Genomic DNA, 25,858 nt, shown 5'->3' on the forward strand with positions numbered 1-25,858 from the left:
GCCGATTTCATATTTATTGAAAAAATATCTTTCAATTATTAAAATAGTTGTATGCGTATAGGTTTTGGCATTGATTTTCATCAGTTGGTAACGGATAGGGATTTCTGGTTAGGTGGTGTGCATATTCCTTACCATAAAGGTGCCTTGGGGCATTCAGATGCCGATGTATTATTGCATGCAATTTGCGATGCATTATTGGGTGCAGCCTGTTTAGGTGATATTGGTGTGCATTTTCCGGATACTTCTCCTGCATATAAAAATATTGACAGTAAAATATTGTTACAGAAAACAGTGGCACTCATTGCAGAAAAGGGTTATAAAATTATCAATATCGATTCCAGTATATGTCTGGAATCGCCTAAAATAAAACCTTATATTCCTCAAATGCAGGAAGTTATTGCAACAGCATGTCATTTAACTTCTGAAGAAGTTTCCATTAAAGCAACCACTACCGAAAAAATGGGCTTTGTAGGTCGTGAAGAAGGACTGGTTGCTTATGCAACTGTATTAATTCATCGGCCACAGCCTTTAGTAATATAAGGAGTCAAGATCTGTTTGCGCATAACAAAATCTGAAAACAGTTATTAACAGGATCGGAGCTGGTTATTTTTATTGCCTCTATTCTGCTTAATAAAATTAAAACCCGCAGCTAATGAAAGCCACGGGTTTTTTGAATCAACCAAATAATAAATATTAATATTTTAATATTTGTTTTACTGTAGTGCCATCCTTATGTGCTACTCGTAACATATATGTTCCTGCAGGTAAGTTTTGAATGGGTAAACTAATTACCTGACCCTTATTCACCTGTTCTGCAACCTGTTGCTGTAAAATTTGTCCGTTTAAATCCATTAATTGAATTTGTAAGCGGCTGTTAATGTTTTTGTTAAACATAAAGCGGATTTGCTGATGACCGGGATTGCCTAACAATGTGAGTAAATTGGGATCATTATTTACCGGATTTACCGCAGTAGCTGTTCCAAAATTAAAACGAACATAAATGGGGTAATGGTCGGATGTATTATTGGATAAATAATCCGGAATTACAGTGGTTACGTCTGTTCTAACCTTGGCAGAATTGTTGATGTAGCTACTTAATAAACTACTTGAAATGATATTGTGGTCAATCATTCCCGGATAATTAATAGTAGAAGCAAATCCCTGATAATCCAAGGGCAATGTTAATGCTTTGTAGAATTTGGTTCCAACAGAATCTTTTAAAATAGGATCCCATGAAGTAACCGGGCCTGAACCTGTAGAAATGGTACTTACCAAATCATCATTGTAATCGCCCAGAATCATCACGTTACTATTGCTAAAGATGGCATCCAAACTATCTTTCATTTCTTTCACACCGGCATATCTTCTATCGTAATCAGAGGCAGTACTGCCTGATTTAGCATGAATAATAAAAAAATTAATGGTTTTGGTAACACCCCCTTTATTAGTTACATCGGCAGTAACCAGATAAGGTACCCTGCTATTGGCCCAATTGCTGCTGGCAGTAGCACTGCTGAGCATGAGTCCTCTTCCGGATACATTACTTACCATATCTTTTTTATACACCAGTGCCATTTTTTGTCCGCTTAACCAGTTGCTACCCGATGGAGTGGCGGCACCGGTACAGAATGGCGAAATAGTATAGCCCCAATTGCTGCCTAATGAATCAATGAGCCTTCTGAAGCGGATTGTGTCCACTACTTCTATTAATGCATAAATATCAGCATCCAAATAGCGTAATACTTTTTTTACATTGGTTTCCTGTAAATTTTTATCAGAAGGACCAAAACCATTGCTACCGAACCATTCAATATTCCAGTTTACAATATCAATGGTATTGCTTCGGTTTACACTATTACCATACACTCTGGTGAAGTTTTTAGAAATAGAACCAATTGCAAAATTCAACTGGCCACTGTATTCTAAATTGTTTTGTGTAGGAGCAAACCGAACAAAAGCTTTAATATTGGTTTGCTCTAATTCATTTACAGTGTATTGAATGATACCTGCATATGTAATGCTATCTTTTGAAACCTGAAATTGTGCAGGTGCAGTAATGGTTAAATTGCCATTGGCATCTACCACTGTAAATTGGAATGCTTTACCGGCACTCACAACTCCGGCAGCAGCATATCCTAAAAATAAATTATCCGGTTGAACTGTCAATGTGGGTTGTGGCGCCTGTGTACTGTTAAGTACATGAATATTGTCTATTGTAGTGCGTGGTGCACCATCAGTTGGGCTGGAGGCATATCTCCAGGCAATATAAGTATTTGTTGACTTAAAGTTTGTCAGATTAATACTAGCACACTTCGTCCATGTATCTGAATTAATAGGCGGGAAATGACCATTGATTTCGGTCCAGGTGGCGGCAGATGGATTACCGGTTCCTGCATAATTGGTTGAAACCAACAGTTTTAATTGCGGGCCATTGTATTTGGTTCTATTATAAAATTGCAGTAAAGGAATATTAAAACCGGTTAAATCTAATGGCGGACTCATTAGCCAATCGTCATTTAATTGTGCACTGCCCCCACCAAATCCATTGATCTGAATACCATTGCCCTGATAACCATAAATGGTGCAATTCCAGGTTGAATCGCCAGCTGCGCTGAATTGGGTAAAGCCATCGGGTAAGCCATTGCTACAGTTATTCAGATTGAATAAGTAATCGGGGCTTTGTGTGGTAAATGTCCAGTATGTGCTATCCTTAAATCCGGCAAATGCATTGCCCGACAAATCCAGAAATGCACTGTCTGAAATTTGTACATAATATTTTTTGCTAAAACCTAAATTGGCAATTGCCGAAAATTGAACTGTACTATCCTGTGCTGTTACATTTGCAACGGGAATGGTTTGTACCAAACTATCATTACTTACTTGTTTAATGAGCAGGTTCCCAGAACCCAATACCATGCTTTCATTAAAATGAATGGTGAAATTTGGTTTGTTGGATATATTCACAGCGCCATTAGCGGGGGTGAGGCTTATAGCAAAAGGTGGTACTGTATCGTTACTTGCAGTTGTAAATTGCCAATTATTCCCATTTTTACCTGCGTAAGCGTTATTGGAAAAATCGGTAAATGCGCCTGCATCAATATTTATTTTATAATGTTTTAGTGGTTGTAATCCGGTGGTAATGGTAACAATATTGCTGTTTATAGCAACAATACTGCTATCCACACCAATGGTATCTGTCACATTGTCGGTCGTGTTTTCTACCACAATATTTCCTGTGGCTGCTACTACCGGTTCGCTGAAATAAATTTTCAAAGGCAATATAGATGAAACACCTGTGGCTCCATTTTGGGGAATCAGTAAAGTATCAACCGGTGGAATGGTATCTGCAGGTATATCATTCCAGCTTAAGCTAAAATTATCAATAGCAGAAGTAGCCCGGTTACTGCTGCCGGTACTGGCACTTAATGTGGCAATTCTAATCCATACAGTGTCATTAATATCATCTAATGAAGTACCGAAATTCACGTTCACCAATGTATCATAAAATTTTCTGTTACCGGTTACTAAAGGGGTAGGTGTGGAGGTTACCGTATTAAAACTGTTAGGATTGGTGCCCTTTGCATATTGCACTAAAAATGTTGTACTGCGGGGTGACGTGCTGTCGAGTGATTGTAAATTAAAACTCAAAGCAAAATCTTTTTTCCCTTTGGTATTTATAACCTGAAATACAAATGCAGCACCCGGATCGCCAAAACTACCGGTTTGTCGAACGCCCAAAGCACGGTTGGTGGCAGCCGCCTGAGTGGCAGGTGGGGTACTGGCTCTTAGTCCTGTTGCAGAAGCATAGTTGCCAAATCGGCCTGAAGTGCTATTCCAGTTAGTGGCGGCAGTATTAAAACTGGCAATCGGTGTACCTAAAGCAGAATTGGTGGCTCCGGTTCTTACCGTAAACCCATTGGGCAAAGCCGTTCTAATGGTATCGAAATTTTGGATATAGGGCGAAGTGGCTAAACTAACCTGCGCCTGCCCCATTGTTATCAAAAACAACGCAATCAATGAAAATAAAAAGCGAATTGTGTAAAATTTTCTCATAAATGCTATTTTGTTTTAGTTAATGTTTTTAAAGATTAAAAATAAATTAAAATATTTAATCTAATGATTTAAATAAATACTGTAAAATACAACCGGTGAATGAATTGTGTTGAAATGGTTCATGATTTCAAAACATTAATAAAAAATTAAAGCATCAAAAATAAATGCTTTAAAAGGGTTTAATCAACATCAAAAACATTCATAACATAAAATTCATGTGTGGCGGGGTTGAAAGCAGGGGAATATTAAGATTTTAAACTTTTTTCTTAAAAAAACATTGCAACAGCAAGGCAATGCTTATCTTAACAAACTAAACTACTGTCTATGCGAAATTTTGCGCTTTACATCCTATTCTGTTCCTTATTTTTTGCAGGCATTCAACAAACCCTATTCGCTCAAAACACCAACAAAGCGCAAATTAAACTCACTAAAAAGCAGGCTCGTATGCAGGCTAAATTTGAGAAATTAGCCATTCATCCATACATACAAAGCAGCTTATGGACGGGTGTTATTCCTGTAAAAGACATTACAGAAAACATTGATGTAAATATGCCTTATAAACTTTTATTCAACGTAACGGTTGGCCCAAACGATTCGCTAACTGCAAAAACTGAAAACCCCGGTTTTACCGAAGTGGGCAGGATAATGAACCTGCATGTGGCTTCCGGTGTACCTGCTAAAAATTTAGAAGTAGTGGTATTGGTGCATGGGCCTGCATTGTTTTCCCTTTTGAAGAATAATAATTATAGGTTAATGTATAAAGTTTCCAACAGCAATCTGCCTTTGATAGAAGAATTACAAAATAAAGGAGTAAAATTTATTGCCTGTGGCCAGGCATTAACCATGTTAAACCTGAACATGGATGAATTGATACCGAATATTGGGTTGGCTTTATCAGCACAAACCATGTTATCCTACTACCAGTTGAAAGGCTATATTTTGTATAATGAAGATAAGGCGGAATAGCATTTTGAAATAAATAATATAGCAAAATAAACGAACTGTTCACCTTGAAATTGAGGGTAGTGGAAGGGCTTCTATAAAAAATATTCTATCATTAAAAAATGGTTAGAATTTGAAACCTTCATTCCCTTACCTTTGCCGCAAATTTTAAAAAACTGTCTATTTATGGCCGCTACAGGTAATATTAAGCAAATTATTGGAGCCGTTGTGGATGTTCATTTCCCCAACCTGAACGATTTGCCCGAAATTTACAATGCATTAGAAATAAAAAAGCCCAATGGAGATACCCTTGTTTTGGAAGTACAACAACATTTGGGTGAAGATAGTGTACGTACCATTGCAATGGATGGTACCGAAGGTTTGGTACGGGGTATGGAAGTGATTGATACCGGAAAAGCCATTTCAATGCCCGTTGGCGAAGGTATTAATGGTCGTTTATTCAACGTTACCGGCGATGCCATTGATGGTTTGCCGCAGTTATCAAAAACAAATGGCCGCCCCATTCACAACAAACCACCATTGTTTGAGAATTTAAGTACTGCAACTGAAGTTTTATATACCGGTATTAAAGTAATTGACCTGATTGAACCCTATGCAAAAGGTGGTAAAATTGGTTTATTTGGTGGTGCTGGTGTAGGTAAAACCGTGTTAATTCAGGAGCTGATTAACAATATTGCCAAAGGCCACGGCGGTTTATCTGTATTTGCCGGTGTAGGCGAAAGAACCCGTGAAGGAAATGATTTGTTGCGTGAAATGATTGAAGCAGGCATTATGAAATATGGTGATGCTTTTAAACATAGTATGGAAGAAGGTGGTTGGGATTTAAGCAAAGTGAATCTGGAAGAATTGAAAGACTCAAAAGCCACTTTCGTATTCGGACAAATGAATGAACCCCCCGGGGCCCGTGCACGTGTGGCTTTAAGCGGATTAACCATTGCTGAATATTTCCGCGATGGTGATGGTACCGGAAAAGGAAGAGATATCCTATTTTTCGTTGATAATATCTTTCGTTTTACACAAGCAGGTTCAGAAGTATCAGCTTTATTAGGACGTATGCCTTCTGCGGTAGGTTATCAACCCACTTTGGCCACTGAAATGGGTTTAATGCAGGAAAGAATTACTTCTACCAAAAACGGTTCTATTACTTCTGTTCAGGCAGTATATGTACCTGCGGATGACTTAACCGATCCGGCTCCTGCCACTACTTTTGCGCACTTAGATGCTACAACTGTATTAAGCCGTAAAATTGCCGACTTAGGTATTTATCCTGCGGTAGATCCGTTGGATTCTACTTCCCGTATTTTAACCCCTGCAATTGTGGGCGATGCACACTATGATTGTGCCAACCGGGTAAAATTAATTTTGCAACGTTATAAAGAGTTACAGGATATTATTGCCATTTTGGGTATGGATGAGCTGAGTGATGAAGATAAATTAGTAGTAGCCCGTGCAAGAAGGGTACAACGTTTCTTATCACAACCTTTCCATGTGGCTGAACAATTTACCGGTTTAAAAGGGGTATTTGTTGATATTAATGATACCATTAAAGGCTTTAATATGATTATGGATGGCGAAGTTGATGAATATCCTGAAGCTGCATTTAACTTAGTAGGTACTATTGAGGATGCCATTGAAAAAGGTAAAAAATTACTGGCACAGGCCCGAAGTTAAATTGTATACCTTGTTATAATTGAAAATTTATGATGTTAGAAATATTAACACCCGAGAAAAAAGTGTACAGTGGCAATGTATATGGTGTTCAGTTACCCGGCATTTCAGGCTTATTTGAAATTCTTGAAAAGCATGCACCGCTGGTAAGTGCCTTGTCTAAAGGCAATATTAAAGTGTTGGTTGATAAACAAAAAACCGAACATTATACCATTACCGGTGGTTTTGCCGAAGTTTTCAATAATAAAGTAACTGTACTGGTAGAAGGTGTACATTAAGCTTAACTATAAAATAAAAAAATAATTTTTAGCACCCAATCGGGTGCTTTTTTTTGTTACCTGCATCCTGTTAATGTCAATAAAATCATAAAAAAGTATTTTACGCTTAACTATTAACAATCAAAATTATCTAAAGCATCAACTACAAACTAATTTTATATCATAAAAAAAATTTCTGTATGAAATACAATATTAAACTGACCTCCGGTTTTTTGGCGCTTGCTATTTTTGGTTTGGTAAGTTGTACCAAAAACAGCGCAGTAAATAATTTAAGTAATCCCGATACCCGAATTTACATTACACAAAGAGACTCAACGGTAAATTTTAGCAGTTACAAAACTTTTAGTATAGATGATTCAGTAACGGTGGTAGACAATGGGCAATCATCTAAATCGCTTACACCCACCGGTCAGGCTTTTATTGATGCCATTACTAAATACATGCAGCAGGCCGGCTATACCTTGGTGCCTAAATCTGCCAGCCCTGATTTAGGAATAAATGTAACCTATATTAACACCACTACTACCGGAATAATTGATTACAGTAGTTATTATGATTATTACGGGGGATATTATGATCCTACTTATTGGGGCTATGGCGGATATGGTTATTATTCTCCTTATATGTATGGTACCTACCAAATTAATTCTGGCGCACTTTCTATTGATATGTTAGATTTAAAAAATGCAGCGGCGAATGGAAAAATAAAGATTATTTGGAATGGCTTAATAAGAGGGGAAGGTATTGCTGATGCTACTACCGCCGACAGTCAGGTGTATGCTTTATTTAGCCAGTCGTCTTATTTAAAAGCCAATTAGTACCATTCATTATGTTATTGTATTATTCAACCATTAAAAAAAATATATGAAAAAATATATAATATTAACGCTGTTATTGTTTAGTTTGTTGCCTGCCTCATCTTTATTGGCGCAAAGAGGCATTGTAAAATTGAATGCTGCTTATGATTTAGGATTACCATTAGGCAATTTTAAATCGAACTATGTTTCCAATATATCACCACGGGGTTTAATGGGCGATGTCTCATTAGGACTAAACAATAAATGGGCAGTTGGACTTGGATTTGGTTATCAGGATTTTTATCAGAAATACCCGAGAACGGTGTATAATCTGGCACCCAATCAACAGATATCAGCCGTTCTTTCTAATTCTATTCAGGCAGTACCGGTTATGGCAAAAGTTACTTTTACACCTTTTTTGGGAACTACAAAACTAATACAGCCTTATGTTGCAGCCGGAGCAGGCATTAGTTTTATAACCTATAATCAATATCTGGGTGAGTTTTCTTCCAATAATACTTCCAATGGTAAGTTTACCGCGATGGCCGATGCCGGTGTGCAATTACCATTTAGCCGTTACAATTCAAATACCGCTTTTCAATTTGGAGTATCTTATAATTACACCAAATTTGGCATGAGCGATGCCATGAATATGAATATGGTGGGTATACATACCGGACTTATATTCCAGTTGCATTAGACTTTTTAAAAATATTTTTGGTAAGCAAAATAAAAGCCATTTCTTTCGGGAAATGGCTTTTTTATTTTACTATCATGTAGCACTTAGGGATTGTGCGATAACTGCGGCTTTTTTCTCGGTTTTACCGTTCTGTGCGAATAGTTTTTTGATAGTACACTAATGTTACCATCTACTTCTAAAATAGCGAGGTCAACATCTTCAATTTTATCTACACCATGTTCGCGAATAGCCCTTTCCAATTCATCTATATTAAACATAGATTTTTCCATTCCCTCTTTTAATACAATGCCATCATGTATCAGTAATATTTTTTCACCCTGCACCATTTTACTAAATATGCTATAGCGTTTTAAAAAGAGCTTTAAAATATAGTTACTAATGAATAATCCGGAAGCTGCAGCAAATCCACCAGATAGGGTAGTATTATTGCCCACCATTGCATTTTGTACACTATTACTAATGAGTAAAATAAAAACTAAATCAATTACCGATAATTGCGCCAATTCTTTTTTCCCGAAAATGCGTATGGCTACAATAATAAATAAATAAACAGCCGTAGATTTTACAGCAATAAGCAGGTAGGGGGGTAGCGTGGAGAGCATAAGTGAATAAGGTATTAAATATTTATAAAATAATGTATTTAAACTATTTGAATTTTTAAGCGACTATTCAATAACGACTGATTAAATGTAGTTCTAAATTCTATACTCTATGGGTTTTAGTTGAAATAGTAACCCGCTTTTACTGCCCCACTGAAATGAACGTATAATATTAGCCTCGATTAAAGCGTATCTGCTTTTTCAAATAAATTGAACTAAATTGTTAAACTTAGCCCACAAAAAAATGCAGTTTTAATGATTGAAGGTATTAAAACGCATCGTTTAAATAAATGTATTTTCGGTGTATCATTGATAAATAAACTACCATGCAAAAAATTTTCTACGCTTTCATTTCCTTCTTTTTTGTTTTATATGCCGAATCGCAAACGGCAAAGCAAAAAAATGTATTGATTCATACCATCGATAGCATCCTTCAATCACAAGTAAAACAGCAATTCATACCGGGTGCAGTGGTGTTGATTAAGAAAGATGGTAAAGTAGTGTACCAACAGGCATATGGTTATGCAAGGATGTACAGTAATGACCATCAACTATTGGCAAAACCTGAAAAAATGCAGTTGAATACAATGTTCGATCTGGCCTCACTTACCAAAGTTATTGGCACTACTACGGCCATTATGTACCTGGCTGATCGGCATTTATTATCGGTAAATGACCCGGTTTCAAAATACGTTGCTGATTTTAATACTCCCGACAAAAAAAATATTACCATCCGTAACCTGCTTACCCATACCTCGGGCATTGATGAATGGTACCCCTTATTTTATCGTGCCCATAACCGCCAACAGGTATTTTCGCTCATTGCTCAATTACCCTTACGGTACCCCATTGGTGCACAAAGAAAATACAGCGATTTGGGCTTTACCATTCTTGGCGAAATTATTCAGGTGGTTTCCGGTATGCCCTTTGAGCAGTTTGAACAAGAAAAAATATTTCATCCCCTTAGCATGTATCATACTACTTATAATCCTCTAAAAACCGGCAAGTTCAAAAACTTTGCTGCCACTTCTTTTGGTAATCCTTATGAAAAAAGAATGGTGTACGATAATACGCTTGGTTTTACGTACAAAGAAATTAATCCGCAATCGTGGAATGGCTGGCGCCATTATGTTTTAAATGGTGAAGTGAATGATGGGAATGCATGGTATGCCAATGGTGGGGTATCAGGCGCAGCCGGTATATTTTCAACAGCCGATGACGTGCAAAAACTGATAGATATACTCATGAATGATGGCAAAGTAAATGGAAAGGATTTTATTAGTGCCAATACCTTAAAAACATTCTTTACGAAAGATGCTTTTCAAAATGGATTGGGTTGGATGATGGATACCAACGATTCATTTATGAAACATGCACCCGAAGGTAGCTTTGGACATACCGGCTTTACGGGAACCAGTATTGTAGTGGTTCCACAATACCATACTTCTATTATATTGCTCATTAACCGCCAGCACATGGGCTTTTTACCCAATGGAAAATATTATGATGTTACGCCCATTCGCCAACAAATATTTGAAGCCGTACTGAATTTTTGTAGATAGTGATGTGGGGGTAATAATATGTTTGTTTAACATAGTAATCCGAACTCATCCCGCTTCGATACAAATTCGACTCAACAGCGTTGCGCAACGCTGTAAATAGGTAGAAGGGTAGGTGCCGTATGGTAATTAATTACTGCTAAAATTGTGCATTTTTCGCTAAAAAGAATTTGGAAACCCCCTATTGAAAGTTGTATATTGAAAACACAAAAAATCAATATGCCATGGCAACTGTTTCTTCGTTTTATATTAGTGGAACTTACGGCGGACTTACTTTTTATACGGTAAAAGGCCGCCAGTTGGTGCGTAGTAAAACTTCCATCAATAAAAAACGTTTTCAGCAGGATCCTGCATTTGTTGCACAGCGCCAATAAAGCGAATGGCTAAAAATAGCATCTCCCATTACCAGTAAAAATTACCGGCAATTACCCAGGCAAAAGGGTTTACAACAAAAAATGACGGGCATGGTTATGCGTTGGTTAAAACAAGGATGGAGTGAACTAGCCGCAACCGAAAATTTGATTGCTATATACTTAAAGCCGAAGGCTGATGAAAGTGTACAATAATGCATGTATAGCAAACAACTGCTTTTTCCGGACGATGCTGTTGGGAAGATGCAACAACGCATACATCCTGTTGCTTTTGCCAACTTTTACAGTATACCATTACGCATTTAGGAATGCATCCATTCCATGTGTTATTGCATGAATGGCTATTGGTTGATTAGTCCATCTGTGTAGAAAATGCTTACCATAGTGGGGTTGATGCAATTCATGCCATGACAGGAAATGCCGGCATGAAAAAAAACAAAAATGAGGCTTTCTAATCATTACTATTTTTTGGGAGGCGCTCCTGCAGCTTTAAACTGATAGAATAAATCAACTTTTCCGTCTTTATTAAATCGCCAGGTTTCCTGAATATAGGCAGAGTCTTTTTTTCCTTTTTTATCTGTATCTACTTCCTTGCCCCATATCAAAGCCCAGTTTTCATTTTTATCAACGCTTTTTACGGGCATAATGGCATTAATAGAACTAACTGAAGATGCCAGATTGTTTCTTTCGCGCTGGGCATGTGCCAAAGCACTATCATTACTAGTATGGATAGTATTCCCATCTGCAAATACCATGGTTACTGAATCAGCGAAAAAGTGTTTATGCGCTGCTAAATTACCATCATCCCAGTCTTTCCAAAGTATCAATAAGTTTTCAGCGTTTTTGGGATTGCCCATGGTGAAATTAGACGAATAAAGAATGGGATAGGGTGATTGAATGACCAGTCCCGTAGAATCTTTTGCCAATGTGGTGGTAACCTCTTTTGAGGCATCTTTTGGATTGCAGGAAATTAAAAAGGCCAAAATGGCCAATGTAAGCATTGTTTTCATGGTTGTTGTTGTATTAAAGGTTAAAAAAAATAAGAATAAAAATGGCGAAAGGCTTCGTGGGATATGAGATGCGCTGTTCGTTGGTTAAGATAGCTAAATAATTGAATAATACAAACCTTTTAGCTATTTTTTTTATGAATAATATTTTTTATTTAATAAGGTACATTTCTATGGGGTTCATGAAGCGTTGGCCCATTCATGACTAAAATGCTCCAATACATCTGTTTCGTCGCAACATTTTCTAATATGGTCGCAATTCAATTTTATTGGTTGAGTGGGTGAATAGTTTTGTGTATTATATCAAAAGATTATGAAACAACTTTTAATTTTTATTATCGCTGTTACACTCAGTTTTTCCGGTTTTAGCCAAATGCCGGGTATGGGTAAAGCGCAAGCTGCTGCAAACATTGGGCATATTTATGGCCGGGTGTTAGATAGTGCCGGAAAAACTATTCATGATGCTACCGTTTTGTTATTACATACCCGAATGGATGCTGCCACCAAAAAAATGAAAGAAGTGTTGTTTAAGGGTATTACTACAAAAGCCAATGGCGACTTTAGTTTTGAAGAGCTGCCCATAATAGGCACTTTGAAATTAAAGATTTCAGCAACAGGCTTTAAATCAATAGAACAAAATGTAAGTTTTAGTATGCCCAAACCGGCAACGCAACCTGCAATGGGCGATATGAGCCAGGCATTGAATGCTTTTGATAAAGATTTGGGTAATATTAAATTGGCTGAAGATGTGAATCAGTTGCAGGGTGTAGTGGTAACCGCCATCACAAAGCCTACTTTGAAAATGGATATTGACAAAAAAGTGTACAATGTAGAGAAAGATATTGTAAATGCAGGTGGTACTGCTTTAGATGTAATGAAGAATGTGCCTTCTGTAAATGTTGATATTGATGGGAATGTAACACTGCGTAATGCCACACCGCAAATATATATTGAAGGAAGGCCTACTACTTTAACCCTTGATCAAATACCGGCCGATGCTATTGAAAGTGTGGAAGTGATTACTAATCCTTCTGCTAAATACGATGCATCGGGTGGCGGTGCAGGCATTCTGAATATTATTTTAAAAAAGAATAGAAAAACCGGCTATAATGGCAATCTGCGTGTCGGTGTTGATAGTTATGGTGCTATCAATGGAGGTGCCGATTTTAATATTCGTCAGGGAAAATTCAATTTTAATGCCTCGGCATTTGTAAACCAAAACAAGGGTAAAACTTTTGGAACAACTTACCGTAACAACTTTGGCGATACAAGTACTGCCGTGCATCAAATATCAACTGATAAAGACAATGGGGGCTTTATATTTGGAAGAGTAGGCTTGGATTATTTTATGACCAACCGAACATCTTTTTCGGCCGGCATGGTTCGGGTGCATGCAGATATGAGCCCTTATCAGTTCTTAACTACAAACATTGATAGTTTACTCAATACAGGTACTACTACACAATATAGCGAACGATATGCTAATACCAAACGAATTTTTAATGGAACCGGTGCGCAGTTTGGGTTTAAGCAGTTATTTAAAAAAGAAGGTGAAACCCTAACTGCCGATATGAATTATTTCTCGGGTAATAATTCTAATAACGTATTGTACAACACCAATTATTATTTAAATGGAGCAGGAAGTGCAATCAATAATAACTCACAACAACAAACCATTGGTACGGGCTACAATCAGTTTCTTACTGCACAAACCGATTATGTAAAACCATTTGGTAAAAAATCGAAAATAGAAACCGGTTTGCGTTTTCAACAGCAAAAGTTGACCAACGGAACTGATAATTATTATATGGATAATACAAGTAAAAATTTTATATTATCTAATGCAGCCTCTATTAATTATAAAAACACCAATAATGTATATGCGGCTTATGCATCGGTTACCAGTGCCATTAAAAATTTTGGTTACCAGTTAGGGTTGCGTGCTGAACGTTCAGATTATTCGGGCGATTTATTGAACACACAGCAGCATTTTAGTAATAGCTATCCCATTAGTTTATTTCCTTCTGTTTTTTTAAGTCAGAAGTTTAAAGATAATAATGAAGTGCAATTCAGCTATACACGCCGTATTAACAGGCCCAACTTTTTTCAGCTTATTCCGTATACCGACTATTCAGACAGCTTAAACATTACCAGAGGTAATCCTAACCTGGTGCCTGAGTTTACCAGCTCATTTGAACTATCCTATTTAAAAACATTACCTCATAATAATACTTTCCTGGCTTCTTTATATTATAAACATACCGAGGGCTTGATAACAAGATACCTGGATACTGCACAAAACTATTTAACCGGTAAGCAGGATATTATTAACACCTATGTAAATGCCAATTCAAGTTATACAATAGGTGCTGAATTAACAGGTGTAACCAAGTTAACCAAGTGGTGGGATATGACGATGAATGTAAACATTTACAACTCTCAAATCAATACCAATAACATTATTGGTAATTCGCAAGCTGCATTATGGAGTTGGTTTGGTAAGATGAATAATAATTTTAAATTACCCGGAAAATTCAAATTGCAATTAACCGGATTGTATCAATCAAAAACAAATTTACCGGTAAATAACAATGGCGGTCAGCAAATGGGGCCACCTATGATGCAATCTCAGAGTGCTTCACAAGGGTATATCCGTTCTTTTTATAGTGTAGATGCTGCTATTAGCCGTAGTTTTTTAAAGAACGATGCGGCTACAATTAGCTTGAGTATGAGTGATATTTTCCATACAAGATATTCTGATCAATATTCTGTAAGTAACTTTTTTGTACAGGATTATAATAGGCTGCGTAACCCGCAAATGTTGCGTTTAAACTTTACTTATCGGTTTGGTAAAATGGATGTATCCTTATTTAAAAGAAAAAATACTAATACCTCGGGTATGGATGCTTTACAGGGAGTTCAATAATCTGGAGGATTGTTTCAAGCAAAAACCGCCTTTCCATTTTTGGAGGCGGTTTGTTGTTAGTTTGATGTATATTTTTTTCAATAAAATAACAAAGCAGGCATTTGTAAGCGTACTTGCTAAATGATAGTTTGTTGAATGAAGAAAAAAGTTAGGATGTTTTGCCGGTTAAAGCCGTAACAGCTTCTTTGTAATTATCACCAACTGGAAGTTCAATGCTGCCAATAAATACACTACTTTTTTTGATGGCAGTAATATGTTCAATAGATACAAAGTAAGATTTATGAATTCTGATGAATAGTGAAGCAGGCAATTGCTCTTCCATTGTTTTCATGCTCATTCTGGTAATAACCGGTTTTGATGAGCTATGCAGGTGTATTTTAATGTAATCTTTTAACCCTTCTATCCAAATAATGTCGGTAAATGTAATTTTCAGAAGTGTATAATCAACATTTACAAAAAAATAGTTAGGCGTATTGGCTGCAGGTGTAGGCGTATTTTTGAGTTGGTATAACTCCCATGCTTTGTTACAAGCTTTCACAAATCTTTCTAACGATACCGGCTTTACGAGATAATCTACCACATCCAGATTAAAACCTTCCAGTGCAAATTTTTCATAAGCAGTTACCAATATAATCATTGGTTTTTTGGGTAGGCTTTGAATAAATTGAAGGCCGGTAAGTCCCGGCATTTGTATATCTAAAAAAATAAGGTCAATAGGCTTCTCTTGTAATACTTTCATGGCTTCCATGGCATTATTGCAGGAAGCTTCTAATTGTAAATAGGGCAATTGGCTAATATTATCTGCCAAAAGCTCAAGTGCTAAGGGTTCATCATCAACAGCAATACAGTGTATCATCAATGAAAGTTTAATTGTAATGACACCATAAACCAATCGTCATTTTTTTTAATCAAAAGTGAATGACTTCCACCATATAACAAGTTCAATCTTCTTTCAACATTCGTTAATCCAATACCGGAGGTTTTATCTTTTATTTCATTTGAAACAGGATTGAATTTGTTGCTTACCATAAAATGAAGCAAATTGTTTTTTGCTTTTAGTTCAATATTTATCGTAGCGTTATCAACAATGCCTGTGCCATGTTTAAAAGCATTTTCAACAAATGGAATTAAAAGCATTGGTTCTATAGTATAACTTTTATCAGGCACTTCCGTATAAAAATTAACGGCCACATTATTTCCAAAGCGCTGTTGCTGCAAATCAATATAGCTTTGAAGGTACTCTGTTTCTTTTTCAAGTGGTACTTTTTCTTCATCGGCTTCGTATAACATATAACGCATTAAAGAGGATAATTTAATGAGTGATGGCTCCAGCAGGTCAGACTTTTTTCTTGCCAGGGCTACCATGTTGTTCAGTACATTAAACATAAAATGAGGGCTAACCTGCGATCTTAAAAAGGAAAGCTCTGTAGTTAAATTTTCTTTTTCTTTTTGTTGGAATATATGGTCGTATTTTATTTTATCGCTAATCATTCTATATGCGGTACTGGTAGCCAAAATAAAAATATAGGGAAAGAATACGAAGAGGATGGCCGGTTTTAATTCATATGTTCTTTCTGTTAGAAAGGTTTCAAATAAAATCCAGTCGAAAATAATTTGTATAATAAAAATGATGAGTTGTAAAAGTGCAAATTCCCAATACTTTTTTTTGTAGATAAATTTGGGCATTAAGAAGTAAGCATTCAAATAAAAGAAACCTGCCCAAAGTGCACCGGTGATAATATATTTAATAAGGGAAAAGGAATCGTTATGGTTATGGGCATTTTCGTAGGAAGGACGAAGTAAAAATGGCAAAGAGAATAGGAGGGTCCATGCAGCAATATGCATCGCAATGACTACCCATTTTTTTGCATACCACTGTTGTTTCATGGTACTAAAATAATGTAGTTATGATAGAATGTTGATGTAGGTGCGACAAAAACTTGTTTTTTAGCGACCAAATGCCAAATGATAGAAAAAGGCAACCTTTTGCAAGATTGCCCCCATCTCAGTAGTTTGTTCTTTTATAACCATACTCTCACCTTATGTTTTCAACTACGCCGTACTTTTTTATAGCATTGGCTACTTTGCACACATTCAACTCGCATAAAACGAATGTACAAATTTTGTAAATCTTATATCATCATTATTTAATGTAGCATTTGCTACTAAGAAAAATGGCGTAGGCACAGCGATAAGTCTGGTAAAATTTCGTTTTATTGGAGTAAACTACGATTAGTTGGGCTGTTTCAACTACCCTGTTGCTGACCCTACTTTTCCAAATGTAAACCATGTATATTATGCGGAAGTAACAGCAACACTTCTAAAGGATGCAGAGAAATACAAATTGCTTTATAGGCGCTATCATTTAGAAGTTACTTTACTGAACTATTTCAAACTATTGAAACAAAATAATTAAAAACATCCCCTCATATGAGCAAAATCATATTCATATTGAAATAAGACGTTCACTTTTGCATCAAAATATTTTGAATTGAAGGTTACTGTATCTATATTCTTAATTGTTATTGTGTTCGTACAAACATTTAGCACTTATTTCATTAAAGCTGATTTTTACTGGTACAGAGCCTATATTGTCAAAAATTTATGTGAGAACCGGGATAAGCCTTTGATGCACTGCAATGGTAAATGTTATCTCAACAAAAAAATAAATGAGCAAGAAAAACAGGATACTCAGGCACCTGAAACTAAAAATGAGCTTGTTGAGCTTTCACCCTGTTTTGTTGCAACAATATTTACTGTACCCGACCTGATAATCCCTCTTAAAAATCATTTCTTTCTTAAAAACGACACCAGGATATTTTGTATTTCCCGGACATTCTTCCATCCACCTACAGTCTGATAATAACTACTATTCTATTGATCAGCATTTGAATTACTCAAACAGGGTAATCTATTTTTCAATTTTAATTTATTAATGAATGAAAAAGCATCTATGCTTAATTGCATTGCTATGCATGTCAGGCAGTGCAGGATATACGCAATCAACCATGTCTGGTACTGTTTTGGATGCAGTAACCAAACAGGCATTACAAGGCGCAACCATTACTGACTTTGCAAATCATCACATATACCTGACAGATGCCAATGGCAATTTTTCAATACCGACAAAAACAGATAGTATATCTGTAACCTGCATTGGTTATTACCCCAAAAAAATAAAAACAACCAATCAAGGTAGAATTTTATTAACACCCTCGTTCAGCAACCTCAATGAAATAATCATTTCCGGAAGCAGGGAAACACAAAAGCGTACGGAAGTGCCGGTAGCTATAAATGTAATTTCAAAAACACAAATTAACGACACCAAGGCTACACGTCTGGATATGCTTATCAATAAAGTACCCGGAGTGTTTATGGTAGATCTTGGCAACGAACAGCACAGCATGGCGGTGCGGCAGCCTATAGGCACCAGTAATATCTTCCTGTATCTGGAAGACGGTATTCCAATAAGGACGGTTGGAGATTTTAACCACAATGCATTAATTGAAATTAATCAGGCTTCGCTGCAACGTATTGAGGTGATAAAAGGACCGGCATCGTCCTTATACGGAAGCGATGCGGTAGGTGGCGCCCTGAATTTTATCACGCAATCGCCATCGCCATACCTTACAGGTAAAATTCAGGCTGAAATAGGAAGCTTAGGTTACAAACGCACAGATGTTGCGGTTAGCAATACATATAAAAAAATAAGCATTTATGCTGCAGGTTATTATGCCAACCAGAATCAAAGTGTAAATGAACATAATGACTTTTACAAAGCAGCCTTTACTGTAAGGGGTGATTATACTTTTAATAAAAAATCAAAATTAATCAACGTTTTGGATCTGATTCATTACAAAACCGATCAAAAAGGAGGTCTGGACAGTCAGCATTTTTACCGGAAAGATTATTCCAGTTTTTATAGGTTTACCTATCGCAAAGTAGATGCATTAAGGTTTCGGAGCACCTTAAATCAGGAATGGAATGACAACAACCAAACCAGCTTCACCATCTTTTATCGTAATTCCTCTATAGGGCAAAATCCATTTTATGCTATTAAAAATGTGACCGGAAATTCCTTAAAAGCAAATGGACAAATTAATGTCGATGCCTTTCAAAGTTTTGGAACCCTGGTGCAGCATACTACCCAAATACCATCAGTGCAAATTAAATGGATTTCCGGTATTGGCGCAGATTACAGCCCTGCTATCTATCTTGCTAAATACATAAATATAGACAAAGATGCTAACGGCGTATTTTATCAATATCATTTGAGCGACAGTGTGCTAACTGATTATAAGATCGGGTTATTCAATACAGCTCTTTACACACAGATAGAATACCAGCCTGTACATACGCTGCGTCTTGTAGCCGCTGCACGATATGACAGGCTTGATTACAATTTTGACAATCATTTACCTCCAGGGGCATATTCAGGAGCGCCGGATGCTGTTAACCACTTCGATCATTTCTCTCCGAAGCTGGGCCTCACTTACAATTTTGGGAACCAAAAAGGAATTTATTTAAATTATAGTGTAGGTTTTGCGCCACCTAATATAACCGATTTATACAGTGGAGTACTGATACCCACTTTACAACCTTCCTCTTACAATAATTATGAAATAGGCGGATGGCTTGGATTTGCCGGTTCAAAAGGATCTGTTGAAGCATCTCTATACAAATTGAATGGAAAGAACGAAATTGTAAGTGTACGCCTTCAGGATGGAAGTTACCAAAAACAAAATACAGGTATAACCAGTCACAAAGGAATAGAATTGAATATAAAATATGCACCCACGCAGGAGTTGATGTTTCGCATAGGTGGTACCGTTGCCAAACACAAATACATCAATTACCTGCAGCAGGGAAAAGATTTTTCCGGGAACGATATGCCCCAGGCACCTGCTTATATTATAAATGGCGAAATAACCTACAAGCCATTATTTGTAAGAGGTTTCAGGATTGCTGCAGAATGCCAGAGTCTTGGTTCCTATTTTACAGACCCGCAAAACACTTCGAAATATAATGGGTTTACAGCTTTCAACATCAGGATGGGATACCGCTTAAAAAACTATGAAACATGGATGAATTGCCTGAATGTTGCGAATGGAAATTATGCTGTAACGGTGGAGAAAAGCGCCTATGGTACTTCGTACAGATCAGGGCAATTGAGAACCCTGCAGGTAGGGGTTGCTTACCATTTTGATAAAAACAAAAATTAACCTTAAGAATATTTCTAAACAATGATTTATACAGGCAGATAAATAACAGCATTGTTACTTCAACCAAAAAATTAAAAAATGAAAAAAATTATATATATTATATATTACAGTTTGTCCGGGATTATCCTTTCCTGTAATCAAACAAACCATGCTTCCAACCTTGTTGTTTCAAACGAAATGAATACAGATACTACTGAAGGCTCCTGCCCATACCTTACAAAAGATATCAATGGAAACCTGGTGATGAGTTGGATAAAAAAAACGAGTGATTCCACCCGGGTAGTGTGCTATGCCATTTCAAGTGACCATGGAAAAACGTTTGGTAAAGAAACCATCATTCCACAAAGTGCAAATGTTTTTCCACATGGAGAAAATATGCCTAAAATAATTTTTATGCCCGCAGGGGAGGTTATTGCAGTTTGGGGAGCTGCTAATCCCAATCCTATAAATTCTTATGCAGGCATCGTTTATTATTCCCAATCGTTCGATGGAGGCAAAACATGGAATGGAGCAGTAAAACTGGTTAAGGATTCTTCGGGTATTGATCAACGTTATTTTGATGTAGCACTGTTACCGGATGGATCGGCAGCCATTACGTGGTTAGACAATAGAAAAAAGGGCACAGGAGATGGATCTTCTCTTTTCTTTGCAAGTTCTCATGGTACTTCAGGATTTGAAAATGAGAAAAGAATTGAAGGGCCCTGCTGCCCCTGTTGCAGAACGGGTATTTTTATGGATCATAACCATAATATTCATATCATATACAGGGCTATCTTAAATGACAGCATTCGCGATATGGTACATATTTTTTCTACAGATATGGGTAAAACTTTTTCACCACCACACAGAATTAGTAATGATAACTGGGTGATCAACGGCTGTCCGCATAGCGGGCCGGCCATGACGGAAAATAACAATGGATTGCAATTTTCCTGGTTTACCGCCGGGGGACAGGCGGGTATATATTATTGCCACGCAGATATGGATGGAAAAAACTTTTCTCAGCGAGCATTAGTCAGCGGGCCTTCGGGCCGACATCCTCAAATGACTTCTATTGGCAATCGTGTTATAATGGTTTGGAATGAAAATATAATCAAAGGACAAAATGTTGCCACACGAATTGGTCTGGAGATAAGAAATCCTCAGGGAACTAATCCTGAAAAACAATTTATAACGGATGATATCGGCCTGGCCACCTTTCCGGTTATTAAAACAATAGATGAAACCACAGTCTTAATTGCTTATACTAAAAGCATCGGCAATAAAGATTTCGTAAAATATAAATTGATACATATTAAGTAGCTGTAAGGTAAATTTAAGTAACCACTTAAATTTAATAGAATCTCTCTTCAGCATAGTTTATTCTTATCTAAACAAACACTCGGTGTATGTTTTCAACTACTGTTGTCCGGTAAAAGAATTAAGAAAAGCAAAAGTATTAATGCTGCCTTATTTACTATACTAAAACAGATGTTTTATATGGCAGTTTGATTTTACAGGACAACAGTAGACACAGACATACGCCAGGATAATCTTGTTTTTGCACAAACAAATGATGATGCGATGCCCATCACCACTGCATTACAGCACAAAATAAAAAAAGCAATCCTTGTTAATGGATTGCCTTTTTGAAGCTTCTGTCGGGAGGACAGGATTCGAACCTGCGACCCCCTGGTCCCAAACCAGGTATTCTACCGGGCTGAACTACCTCCCGAGCCCTATGGATAAAAAAACGCACTTTGTTTGTGCGTATATTTTGCGGTGAGGGAGGGATTCGAACCCTCGGTACAGTTTAACCCGTACGGCAGTTTAGCAAACTACTGGTTTGAGCCACTCACCCACCTCACCATTCCCATTCTTTCGTTTGGGGTTGCAAAAATAGGAACACCAGTTGTAAAATCCTAAAATCAGCTTTGCTAATTCTTAAAATATTTTTTGGCCTTTATTTTTTTTGACCCATTACATAGCAGCTAACTGCACTTTTTGCGTTAATTCCATTACATTTTCTCTGAATATGGTATCGGTATCCATTAAATCTTTTACCGTTTGGCAGGAGTGAATAACGGTTGTATGATCTCTTCCGCCAAAATGTTCTCCAATGGTTTTTAATGAGTTTTTGGTAAAAGCTTTGGCTAAGTACATGGTAATTTGCCGGGCCTGTACTATTTCACGCTTTCTGGTTTTATGTAATAAACGTTCATAAGGTACATCAAAATATTCGCATACCATTTTCTGAATGGCTTCTATGGTAATTTCTTTACTGCTGGTTTTTACAAAATTGCGTAGTACCTTTTTAGCCAACTCTAAATCAATCTCTTTCTTGTTTAAAGACGATTGTGCCAATAACGATATTAAGGCTCCTTCTAATTCTCTCACATTGGTATTAATATTGTAGGCCACATATTTTACTACCTCTTTACTCATGTCCAACCCGTCGTTCTTCATTTTATGTTCTAAAATTTCAATACGGGTATCATAATCGGGTAATTGCAAATCGGTGCTTAAGCCCCAGCGGAAACGGCTTAACAGGCGTTCCTGCATGCCGTCTAAATCTTTCGGCGATTTATCGGAAGTAAGTACCAATTGTTTGCCACTTTGGTGTAAATGGTTAAAAATGGCAAAGAAGGCATCCTGCGATTTTTCAGCACGATTAAAAAATTGCACATCATCAATAATCAATACATCTATTAACTGGTAAAAATGAATGAAATCGTTGATGGCATTATTACGGCTGTGGTCCTGAAACTGATTAATAAATTTTTCACTACTTACATATAACACTACTTTACCGGGATGCAATCGTTTCACTTCATTTCCAATAGCCTGTGCCAAATGTGTTTTACCCAAACCCACGCCACCATAAATTACCAATGGATTGAATGAATTGGCGCCTGGTTTTTCAGCTACGGTTTTTCCGGCCCTGCGGGCAACACGATTACAATCGCCTTCAATAAATGAATCGAAAATATAAGATGCATTCAACTGAGGGTCTATTTGCATTTTCTTTAACCCGGGAATAATGAAAGGATTTTTTACAGGATTATCTATTACCAGCGGAAAACTCATTTCATTGTTGGCATAAATTTTCATGCCGCTGGCGGGTAAGTCCATACTGCCATTGCGACCATTGCCACTGTCTACCATAATACGGTATTCTAAACGGGCATCTTTTCCTAATTCACGCTTTAGCGTTTTTGCTAATAAATTAACGTAGTGTTCTTCTAAATATTCATAGAAAAATTGGCTGGGTACCTGAATCAGTAACACATTATTTTTAAGCTCAATAGGTTTGATGGGTTCAAACCAGGTTTTGTAATGTTGCCATTCTACAATGTCTTTAATAATTTTAAGGCAATTGTCCCAGATTGATTCAGCAGTTTTTACCATACTATTTGCAACAATTTATCAATAAGTTTAAGAAATATTTTTTTTCGAATGCCCGATATAGTACCTCAGCATCAAACTGCACAAAAAAAGTATAGACGGACTGCGAATATGTAGACTTTATGTTGAAAAAAAAATTTTTTATTCATTCTTTTTTTCCTTTAGGAAAATGTTTCGCGTTCGAATTAACTTTTTATGGGTTGTATTGGTGAATACATAATCTAATTGCCCCATTTGTATACCGCCCCATCCTGCCTGATTTACAAGTGTATGGCCACTGCTTTTGTTTTGATATACACGTGGTTGATTAAAAAATTTATGTGTATGTCCGCCAATAATTACATCAATACAATCATTATTTTTTGCCAGTACTTCATCGCTGATTCGGCCATCAGCATACCGATCACCTAAATGTGATAAACAGATGATGATATCACATTGCTGCTGTTGTAAAATGTTGGCTGTTTTATTGGCTTGTTCCACCGCATCAAGGTAAACTAAATTTTCTATCCCTGAAATAGAAATTTTGTCATGCAATGGCAGTAATACACCCAGGACTCCTATTTTCAGGTTTTCTCTATGAATAATGGTGTAAGGCTGATAATAATTTTGAAGCGCAGTATAGGTAAAATCATAATTGCAAATGGTAGGTTTCATGCCCGTGGCCTGTATTTGTGTAGCAAGATTGTCAATACCTCCTGAAAAATCTTTTTCACCTAAGGTAAAAGCATCATAACCCAATAAACGCATGGCTTCTAATTCTGCTTTTCCTTTAAAAGCATCATAAATGGGTCTGTCACCGCAAAAATCGCCTGCATCTAATAATAAAGTCGGTTGTCCTTTACTTCTTATTTGCTCAATCATTCGTTTCCTGCTTTCAATACCACCCATACCTGCGTAGTGGCCGCTGTTACTTTCAAATGGAAATATTTGGCTATGTGTATCGTTGGTATGCAGCAGGGTTAAATAGGTTTCGTTAACCATTTTTTTTGCCAATAAGCTACTGGCCGGTAATATGGAAATGCCGGTGAAAAGTCCGGCCTTGAAAGTATTTTGTATGAAGGTTCTTCTATTCATAGATATTGAAAATAGGCTCATTTTTGTTGATGGCTATTGGCACATTATTTTTAGTAAATGATAGAATATAATTTTTGCAGGTTTCTATCAGGTTAGTATGTAATGCGATGGAGGGTAGTGTTCGCAACATACCACAATTACTTCCACCATTAGCCATATAATCAGTTACCACAATGCAATATACTGCGCCGGGTACAATAGGTTGTTGTTGTATCATAATTTTTTTTGCCTTACCATGAATATCAATAGCGTATTGAACGCCGGCGGCAGGCCAACCGCCATCAGTTGCCATCCTGTCGAAAAATAATTGTAAAACATCTCCTCTTATTTGTTGCACAACTAAACGATTGGTGTAGGGAAACATAGCATATAATGTGCCAATGGTTATATTGCCTTGCGGAAGAAAACCTTTAATACCGGCAGGATGCATAAATGCGGCATCAATCTTCGTTCCGGTTTGTAAGGTTGCCTGCTGTAACATGGCTTCCGTAATAAAATTTCCCAATAGCCCTCCGCCACTTTTTTTATAAACTTTTTCTAATGAAAAGCCTATAACCTGATTCAGGTAATTGTGTACACTATCGGCATAGGGTTGTAACCATTGCTGCACAACTGTATCCTTTTCATTAGTAGAATATATGGCATGATATTGATAATTGACTTGTATGGCCTGTGCAGTAAGGCTTTGTGTGTATAATAAATAAAAAAATAGAATACTTAAAATAGAGCGCATCATAGAACAGTAGTATTGGAAAAAGTAAGGTACAAAATTTATTTTGCGAAAAGAATAAATTTTAGATAAGGTATTGCATTTGTAAAAAGCTACTTTTGCCGCAATAAATTATTTTTTATGAGTTACGAGATTACAGGAAAATTAGTGGCCCGCTTTGATATTGTGCAACGCACTGAAACTTTTAAAACACGTGAGTTTGTAATTGAAAAGTCGGAAGATATTGGTGGACGCATCATTACAAATTATGTAAAATTTCAATGTGTACAGGATAAAACTTCAATGCCCGATAGATTTACCCTTGGCGAAACTGTAAAAGTGCTGTTTAATATTAAAGGCACCAAATGGGTAAAAGATGGTAAGGAAAATTATATTACCAATTTAGATGCCTGGAGAATGGAATCGGCCAAACTATCTGAAGGTAATACTGCAACCGGCGATTATATTCCCGATGCACCGGCTGCTGATATGATAGCAGATGATTTGCCGTTCTAAAAAATGTACATGGTTTTATAGGGTAAAAA

20 protein-coding genes and 2 tRNA genes are annotated in these 25,858 nt (G+C 36.8%); 12 read left to right on the top strand and 10 right to left on the bottom strand.

Translation table 11 applies throughout. The features are described 5' to 3' along the window. The first annotated feature begins 51 nt into the window (after window positions 1–51). Window positions 52–540, top strand: coding sequence for a 2-C-methyl-D-erythritol 2,4-cyclodiphosphate synthase (gene ispF, locus EO766_RS06495; RefSeq protein WP_074418047.1), 489 nt, complete (start codon window positions 52–54; stop codon window positions 538–540). Window positions 541–693: 153 nt separating this feature from the next. Here ispF and EO766_RS06500 read toward each other — a convergent pair whose 3' ends face one another. Next, window positions 694–4,053 carry an Ig-like domain-containing protein gene (locus EO766_RS06500; protein WP_287100810.1) on the bottom strand — a complete coding sequence of 1,120 codons (3,360 nt, stop codon included), beginning with the start codon at window positions 4,051–4,053 and terminating at the stop codon, window positions 694–696. 324 nt (window positions 4,054–4,377) lie between these two features. On the opposite strand from EO766_RS06500, the gene EO766_RS06505 reads away from it, so the two are divergent. The 5 genes from EO766_RS06505 to EO766_RS06525 all read left to right on the top strand — a co-directional run bounded on the left by EO766_RS06505 (window position 4,378) and on the right by EO766_RS06525 (window position 8,459). Beyond that, entirely contained in the window at window positions 4,378–5,019 is a 642-nt protein-coding gene (locus EO766_RS06505) for a DsrE family protein (RefSeq protein WP_074418045.1), read from the top strand. A gap of 162 nt (window positions 5,020–5,181) precedes the next feature. Beyond that, the gene (atpD, locus tag EO766_RS06510; RefSeq protein WP_074419500.1) at window positions 5,182–6,687 is read left to right on the top strand and encodes a F0F1 ATP synthase subunit beta; all 1,506 of its coding nucleotides are present in this window, start codon (window positions 5,182–5,184) and stop codon (window positions 6,685–6,687) included. A gap of 29 nt (window positions 6,688–6,716) precedes the next feature. Continuing rightward, window positions 6,717–6,962, top strand: coding sequence for an ATP synthase F1 subunit epsilon (gene atpC / locus EO766_RS06515; RefSeq protein ID WP_068242796.1), 246 nt, complete (start codon window positions 6,717–6,719; stop codon window positions 6,960–6,962). A 179-nt stretch (window positions 6,963–7,141) separates the two neighbouring features. Further along, a complete protein-coding gene (locus tag EO766_RS06520) occupies window positions 7,142–7,780 on the top strand; it encodes a DUF4136 domain-containing protein (protein ID WP_074418622.1) in 639 nt (212 codons plus the stop codon). A gap of 46 nt (window positions 7,781–7,826) precedes the next feature. Further along, entirely contained in the window at window positions 7,827–8,459 is a 633-nt protein-coding gene (locus tag EO766_RS06525) for an outer membrane beta-barrel protein (RefSeq protein ID WP_074418621.1), read from the top strand. A gap of 83 nt (window positions 8,460–8,542) precedes the next feature. On the opposite strand, the gene EO766_RS06530 is transcribed toward EO766_RS06525, so the two are convergent. Beyond that, the gene (locus EO766_RS06530; RefSeq protein ID WP_074418620.1) at window positions 8,543–9,061 is read right to left on the bottom strand and encodes a DUF421 domain-containing protein; all 519 of its coding nucleotides are present in this window, start codon (window positions 9,059–9,061) and stop codon (window positions 8,543–8,545) included. Window positions 9,062–9,384: 323 nt separating this feature from the next. Here EO766_RS06530 and EO766_RS06535 point away from each other — a divergent pair, with 323 nt between their 5' ends. After that, complete coding sequence (locus tag EO766_RS06535) at window positions 9,385–10,620, top strand: serine hydrolase domain-containing protein (RefSeq protein WP_074419499.1); 1,236 nt, start codon at window positions 9,385–9,387, stop codon at window positions 10,618–10,620. Window positions 10,621–10,841: 221 nt separating this feature from the next. Continuing rightward, window positions 10,842–10,991 carry a hypothetical protein gene (locus EO766_RS06540; protein ID WP_179852348.1) on the top strand — a complete coding sequence of 50 codons (150 nt, stop codon included), beginning with the start codon at window positions 10,842–10,844 and terminating at the stop codon, window positions 10,989–10,991. Between the two features lie 458 nt (window positions 10,992–11,449). Here the strand turns inward: EO766_RS06540 and EO766_RS06545 are convergent, their stop codons facing one another. After that, window positions 11,450–11,998: a hypothetical protein gene (locus tag EO766_RS06545; protein WP_143439148.1), complete on the bottom strand. Its 549-nt coding sequence runs from the start codon at window positions 11,996–11,998 to the stop codon at window positions 11,450–11,452. Window positions 11,999–12,308: 310 nt separating this feature from the next. Between EO766_RS06545 and EO766_RS06550 the strand changes: the two genes are divergently transcribed. Further along, window positions 12,309–14,921: a TonB-dependent receptor gene (locus EO766_RS06550; protein ID WP_074419495.1), complete on the top strand. Its 2,613-nt coding sequence runs from the start codon at window positions 12,309–12,311 to the stop codon at window positions 14,919–14,921. A gap of 148 nt (window positions 14,922–15,069) precedes the next feature. On the opposite strand, the gene EO766_RS06555 is transcribed toward EO766_RS06550, so the two are convergent. Beyond that, a complete protein-coding gene (locus EO766_RS06555; protein WP_074419494.1) occupies window positions 15,070–15,777 on the bottom strand; it encodes a LytR/AlgR family response regulator transcription factor in 708 nt (235 codons plus the stop codon). Next, a complete protein-coding gene (locus tag EO766_RS06560; protein WP_074419843.1) occupies window positions 15,777–16,808 on the bottom strand; it encodes a sensor histidine kinase in 1,032 nt (343 codons plus the stop codon). Before EO766_RS06560 ends, EO766_RS06555 begins: the two co-directional genes overlap by 1 nt. 1,052 nt (window positions 16,809–17,860) lie before the next feature. Here EO766_RS06560 and EO766_RS06565 point away from each other — a divergent pair. Both EO766_RS06565 and EO766_RS06570 read left to right on the top strand, forming a co-directional pair. Continuing rightward, on the top strand, window positions 17,861–20,143 hold the full coding sequence (locus tag EO766_RS06565; RefSeq protein ID WP_074419845.1) for a TonB-dependent receptor: 2,283 nt from the start codon (window positions 17,861–17,863) through the stop codon (window positions 20,141–20,143). 78 nt (window positions 20,144–20,221) lie between these two features. Beyond that, on the top strand, window positions 20,222–21,445 hold the full coding sequence (locus EO766_RS06570) for a sialidase family protein (RefSeq protein ID WP_074419134.1): 1,224 nt from the start codon (window positions 20,222–20,224) through the stop codon (window positions 21,443–21,445). A gap of 338 nt (window positions 21,446–21,783) precedes the next feature. On the opposite strand, the gene EO766_RS06575 is transcribed toward EO766_RS06570, so the two are convergent. From EO766_RS06575 to EO766_RS06595, 5 genes are all read right to left on the bottom strand, one after another. After that, window positions 21,784–21,857, bottom strand: a tRNA-Pro gene (locus EO766_RS06575). A 45-nt stretch (window positions 21,858–21,902) separates the two neighbouring features. Beyond that, window positions 21,903–21,991: transfer RNA gene (locus EO766_RS06580), tRNA-Ser, on the bottom strand. Window positions 21,992–22,102: 111 nt separating this feature from the next. Continuing rightward, entirely contained in the window at window positions 22,103–23,530 is a 1,428-nt protein-coding gene (gene dnaA, locus EO766_RS06585; RefSeq protein ID WP_074419135.1) for a chromosomal replication initiator protein DnaA, read from the bottom strand. 138 nt (window positions 23,531–23,668) lie between these two features. Next, complete coding sequence (locus EO766_RS06590; RefSeq protein ID WP_179852364.1) at window positions 23,669–24,604, bottom strand: bifunctional metallophosphatase/5'-nucleotidase; 936 nt, start codon at window positions 24,602–24,604, stop codon at window positions 23,669–23,671. Continuing rightward, complete coding sequence (locus EO766_RS06595; protein ID WP_074419136.1) at window positions 24,597–25,340, bottom strand: 5'-nucleotidase C-terminal domain-containing protein; 744 nt, start codon at window positions 25,338–25,340, stop codon at window positions 24,597–24,599. Before EO766_RS06595 ends, EO766_RS06590 begins: the two co-directional genes overlap by 8 nt. A 114-nt stretch (window positions 25,341–25,454) precedes the next feature. Between EO766_RS06595 and EO766_RS06600 the strand changes: the two genes are divergently transcribed. After that, a complete protein-coding gene (locus EO766_RS06600; protein WP_074419137.1) occupies window positions 25,455–25,829 on the top strand; it encodes a DUF3127 domain-containing protein in 375 nt (124 codons plus the stop codon). Window positions 25,830–25,858: the final 29 nt, after the last annotated feature.

The organism is Hydrotalea sp. AMD (assembly GCF_004100315.1).
Lineage (GTDB): Bacteria > Bacteroidota > Bacteroidia > Chitinophagales > Chitinophagaceae > Hydrotalea > Hydrotalea flava.

What these genes read in the sequence shown, in the direction of transcription:
- ispF (WP_074418047.1), top strand. Translation starts at nt 52, where the DNA reads ATGCGTATAGGTTTTGGCATTGATTTTCATCAGTTGGTAACGGATAGG.
- EO766_RS06500 (WP_287100810.1), bottom strand. Translation starts at nt 4,053, where the DNA reads ATGAGAAAATTTTACACAATTCGCTTTTTATTTTCATTGATTGCGTTG.
- EO766_RS06505 (WP_074418045.1), top strand. Translation starts at nt 4,378, where the DNA reads ATGCGAAATTTTGCGCTTTACATCCTATTCTGTTCCTTATTTTTTGCA.
- atpD (WP_074419500.1), top strand. Translation starts at nt 5,182, where the DNA reads ATGGCCGCTACAGGTAATATTAAGCAAATTATTGGAGCCGTTGTGGAT.
- atpC (WP_068242796.1), top strand. Translation starts at nt 6,717, where the DNA reads ATGATGTTAGAAATATTAACACCCGAGAAAAAAGTGTACAGTGGCAAT.
- EO766_RS06520 (WP_074418622.1), top strand. Translation starts at nt 7,142, where the DNA reads ATGAAATACAATATTAAACTGACCTCCGGTTTTTTGGCGCTTGCTATT.
- EO766_RS06525 (WP_074418621.1), top strand. Translation starts at nt 7,827, where the DNA reads ATGAAAAAATATATAATATTAACGCTGTTATTGTTTAGTTTGTTGCCT.
- EO766_RS06530 (WP_074418620.1), bottom strand. Translation starts at nt 9,061, where the DNA reads ATGCTCTCCACGCTACCCCCCTACCTGCTTATTGCTGTAAAATCTACG.
- EO766_RS06535 (WP_074419499.1), top strand. Translation starts at nt 9,385, where the DNA reads ATGCAAAAAATTTTCTACGCTTTCATTTCCTTCTTTTTTGTTTTATAT.
- EO766_RS06540 (WP_179852348.1), top strand. Translation starts at nt 10,842, where the DNA reads ATGGCAACTGTTTCTTCGTTTTATATTAGTGGAACTTACGGCGGACTT.
- EO766_RS06545 (WP_143439148.1), bottom strand. Translation starts at nt 11,998, where the DNA reads ATGAAAACAATGCTTACATTGGCCATTTTGGCCTTTTTAATTTCCTGC.
- EO766_RS06550 (WP_074419495.1), top strand. Translation starts at nt 12,309, where the DNA reads ATGAAACAACTTTTAATTTTTATTATCGCTGTTACACTCAGTTTTTCC.
- EO766_RS06555 (WP_074419494.1), bottom strand. Translation starts at nt 15,777, where the DNA reads ATGATACACTGTATTGCTGTTGATGATGAACCCTTAGCACTTGAGCTT.
- EO766_RS06560 (WP_074419843.1), bottom strand. Translation starts at nt 16,808, where the DNA reads ATGAAACAACAGTGGTATGCAAAAAAATGGGTAGTCATTGCGATGCAT.
- EO766_RS06565 (WP_074419845.1), top strand. Translation starts at nt 17,861, where the DNA reads ATGAAAAAGCATCTATGCTTAATTGCATTGCTATGCATGTCAGGCAGT.
- EO766_RS06570 (WP_074419134.1), top strand. Translation starts at nt 20,222, where the DNA reads ATGAAAAAAATTATATATATTATATATTACAGTTTGTCCGGGATTATC.
- dnaA (WP_074419135.1), bottom strand. Translation starts at nt 23,530, where the DNA reads ATGGTAAAAACTGCTGAATCAATCTGGGACAATTGCCTTAAAATTATT.
- EO766_RS06590 (WP_179852364.1), bottom strand. Translation starts at nt 24,604, where the DNA reads ATGAATAGAAGAACCTTCATACAAAATACTTTCAAGGCCGGACTTTTC.
- EO766_RS06595 (WP_074419136.1), bottom strand. Translation starts at nt 25,340, where the DNA reads ATGATGCGCTCTATTTTAAGTATTCTATTTTTTTATTTATTATACACA.
- EO766_RS06600 (WP_074419137.1), top strand. Translation starts at nt 25,455, where the DNA reads ATGAGTTACGAGATTACAGGAAAATTAGTGGCCCGCTTTGATATTGTG.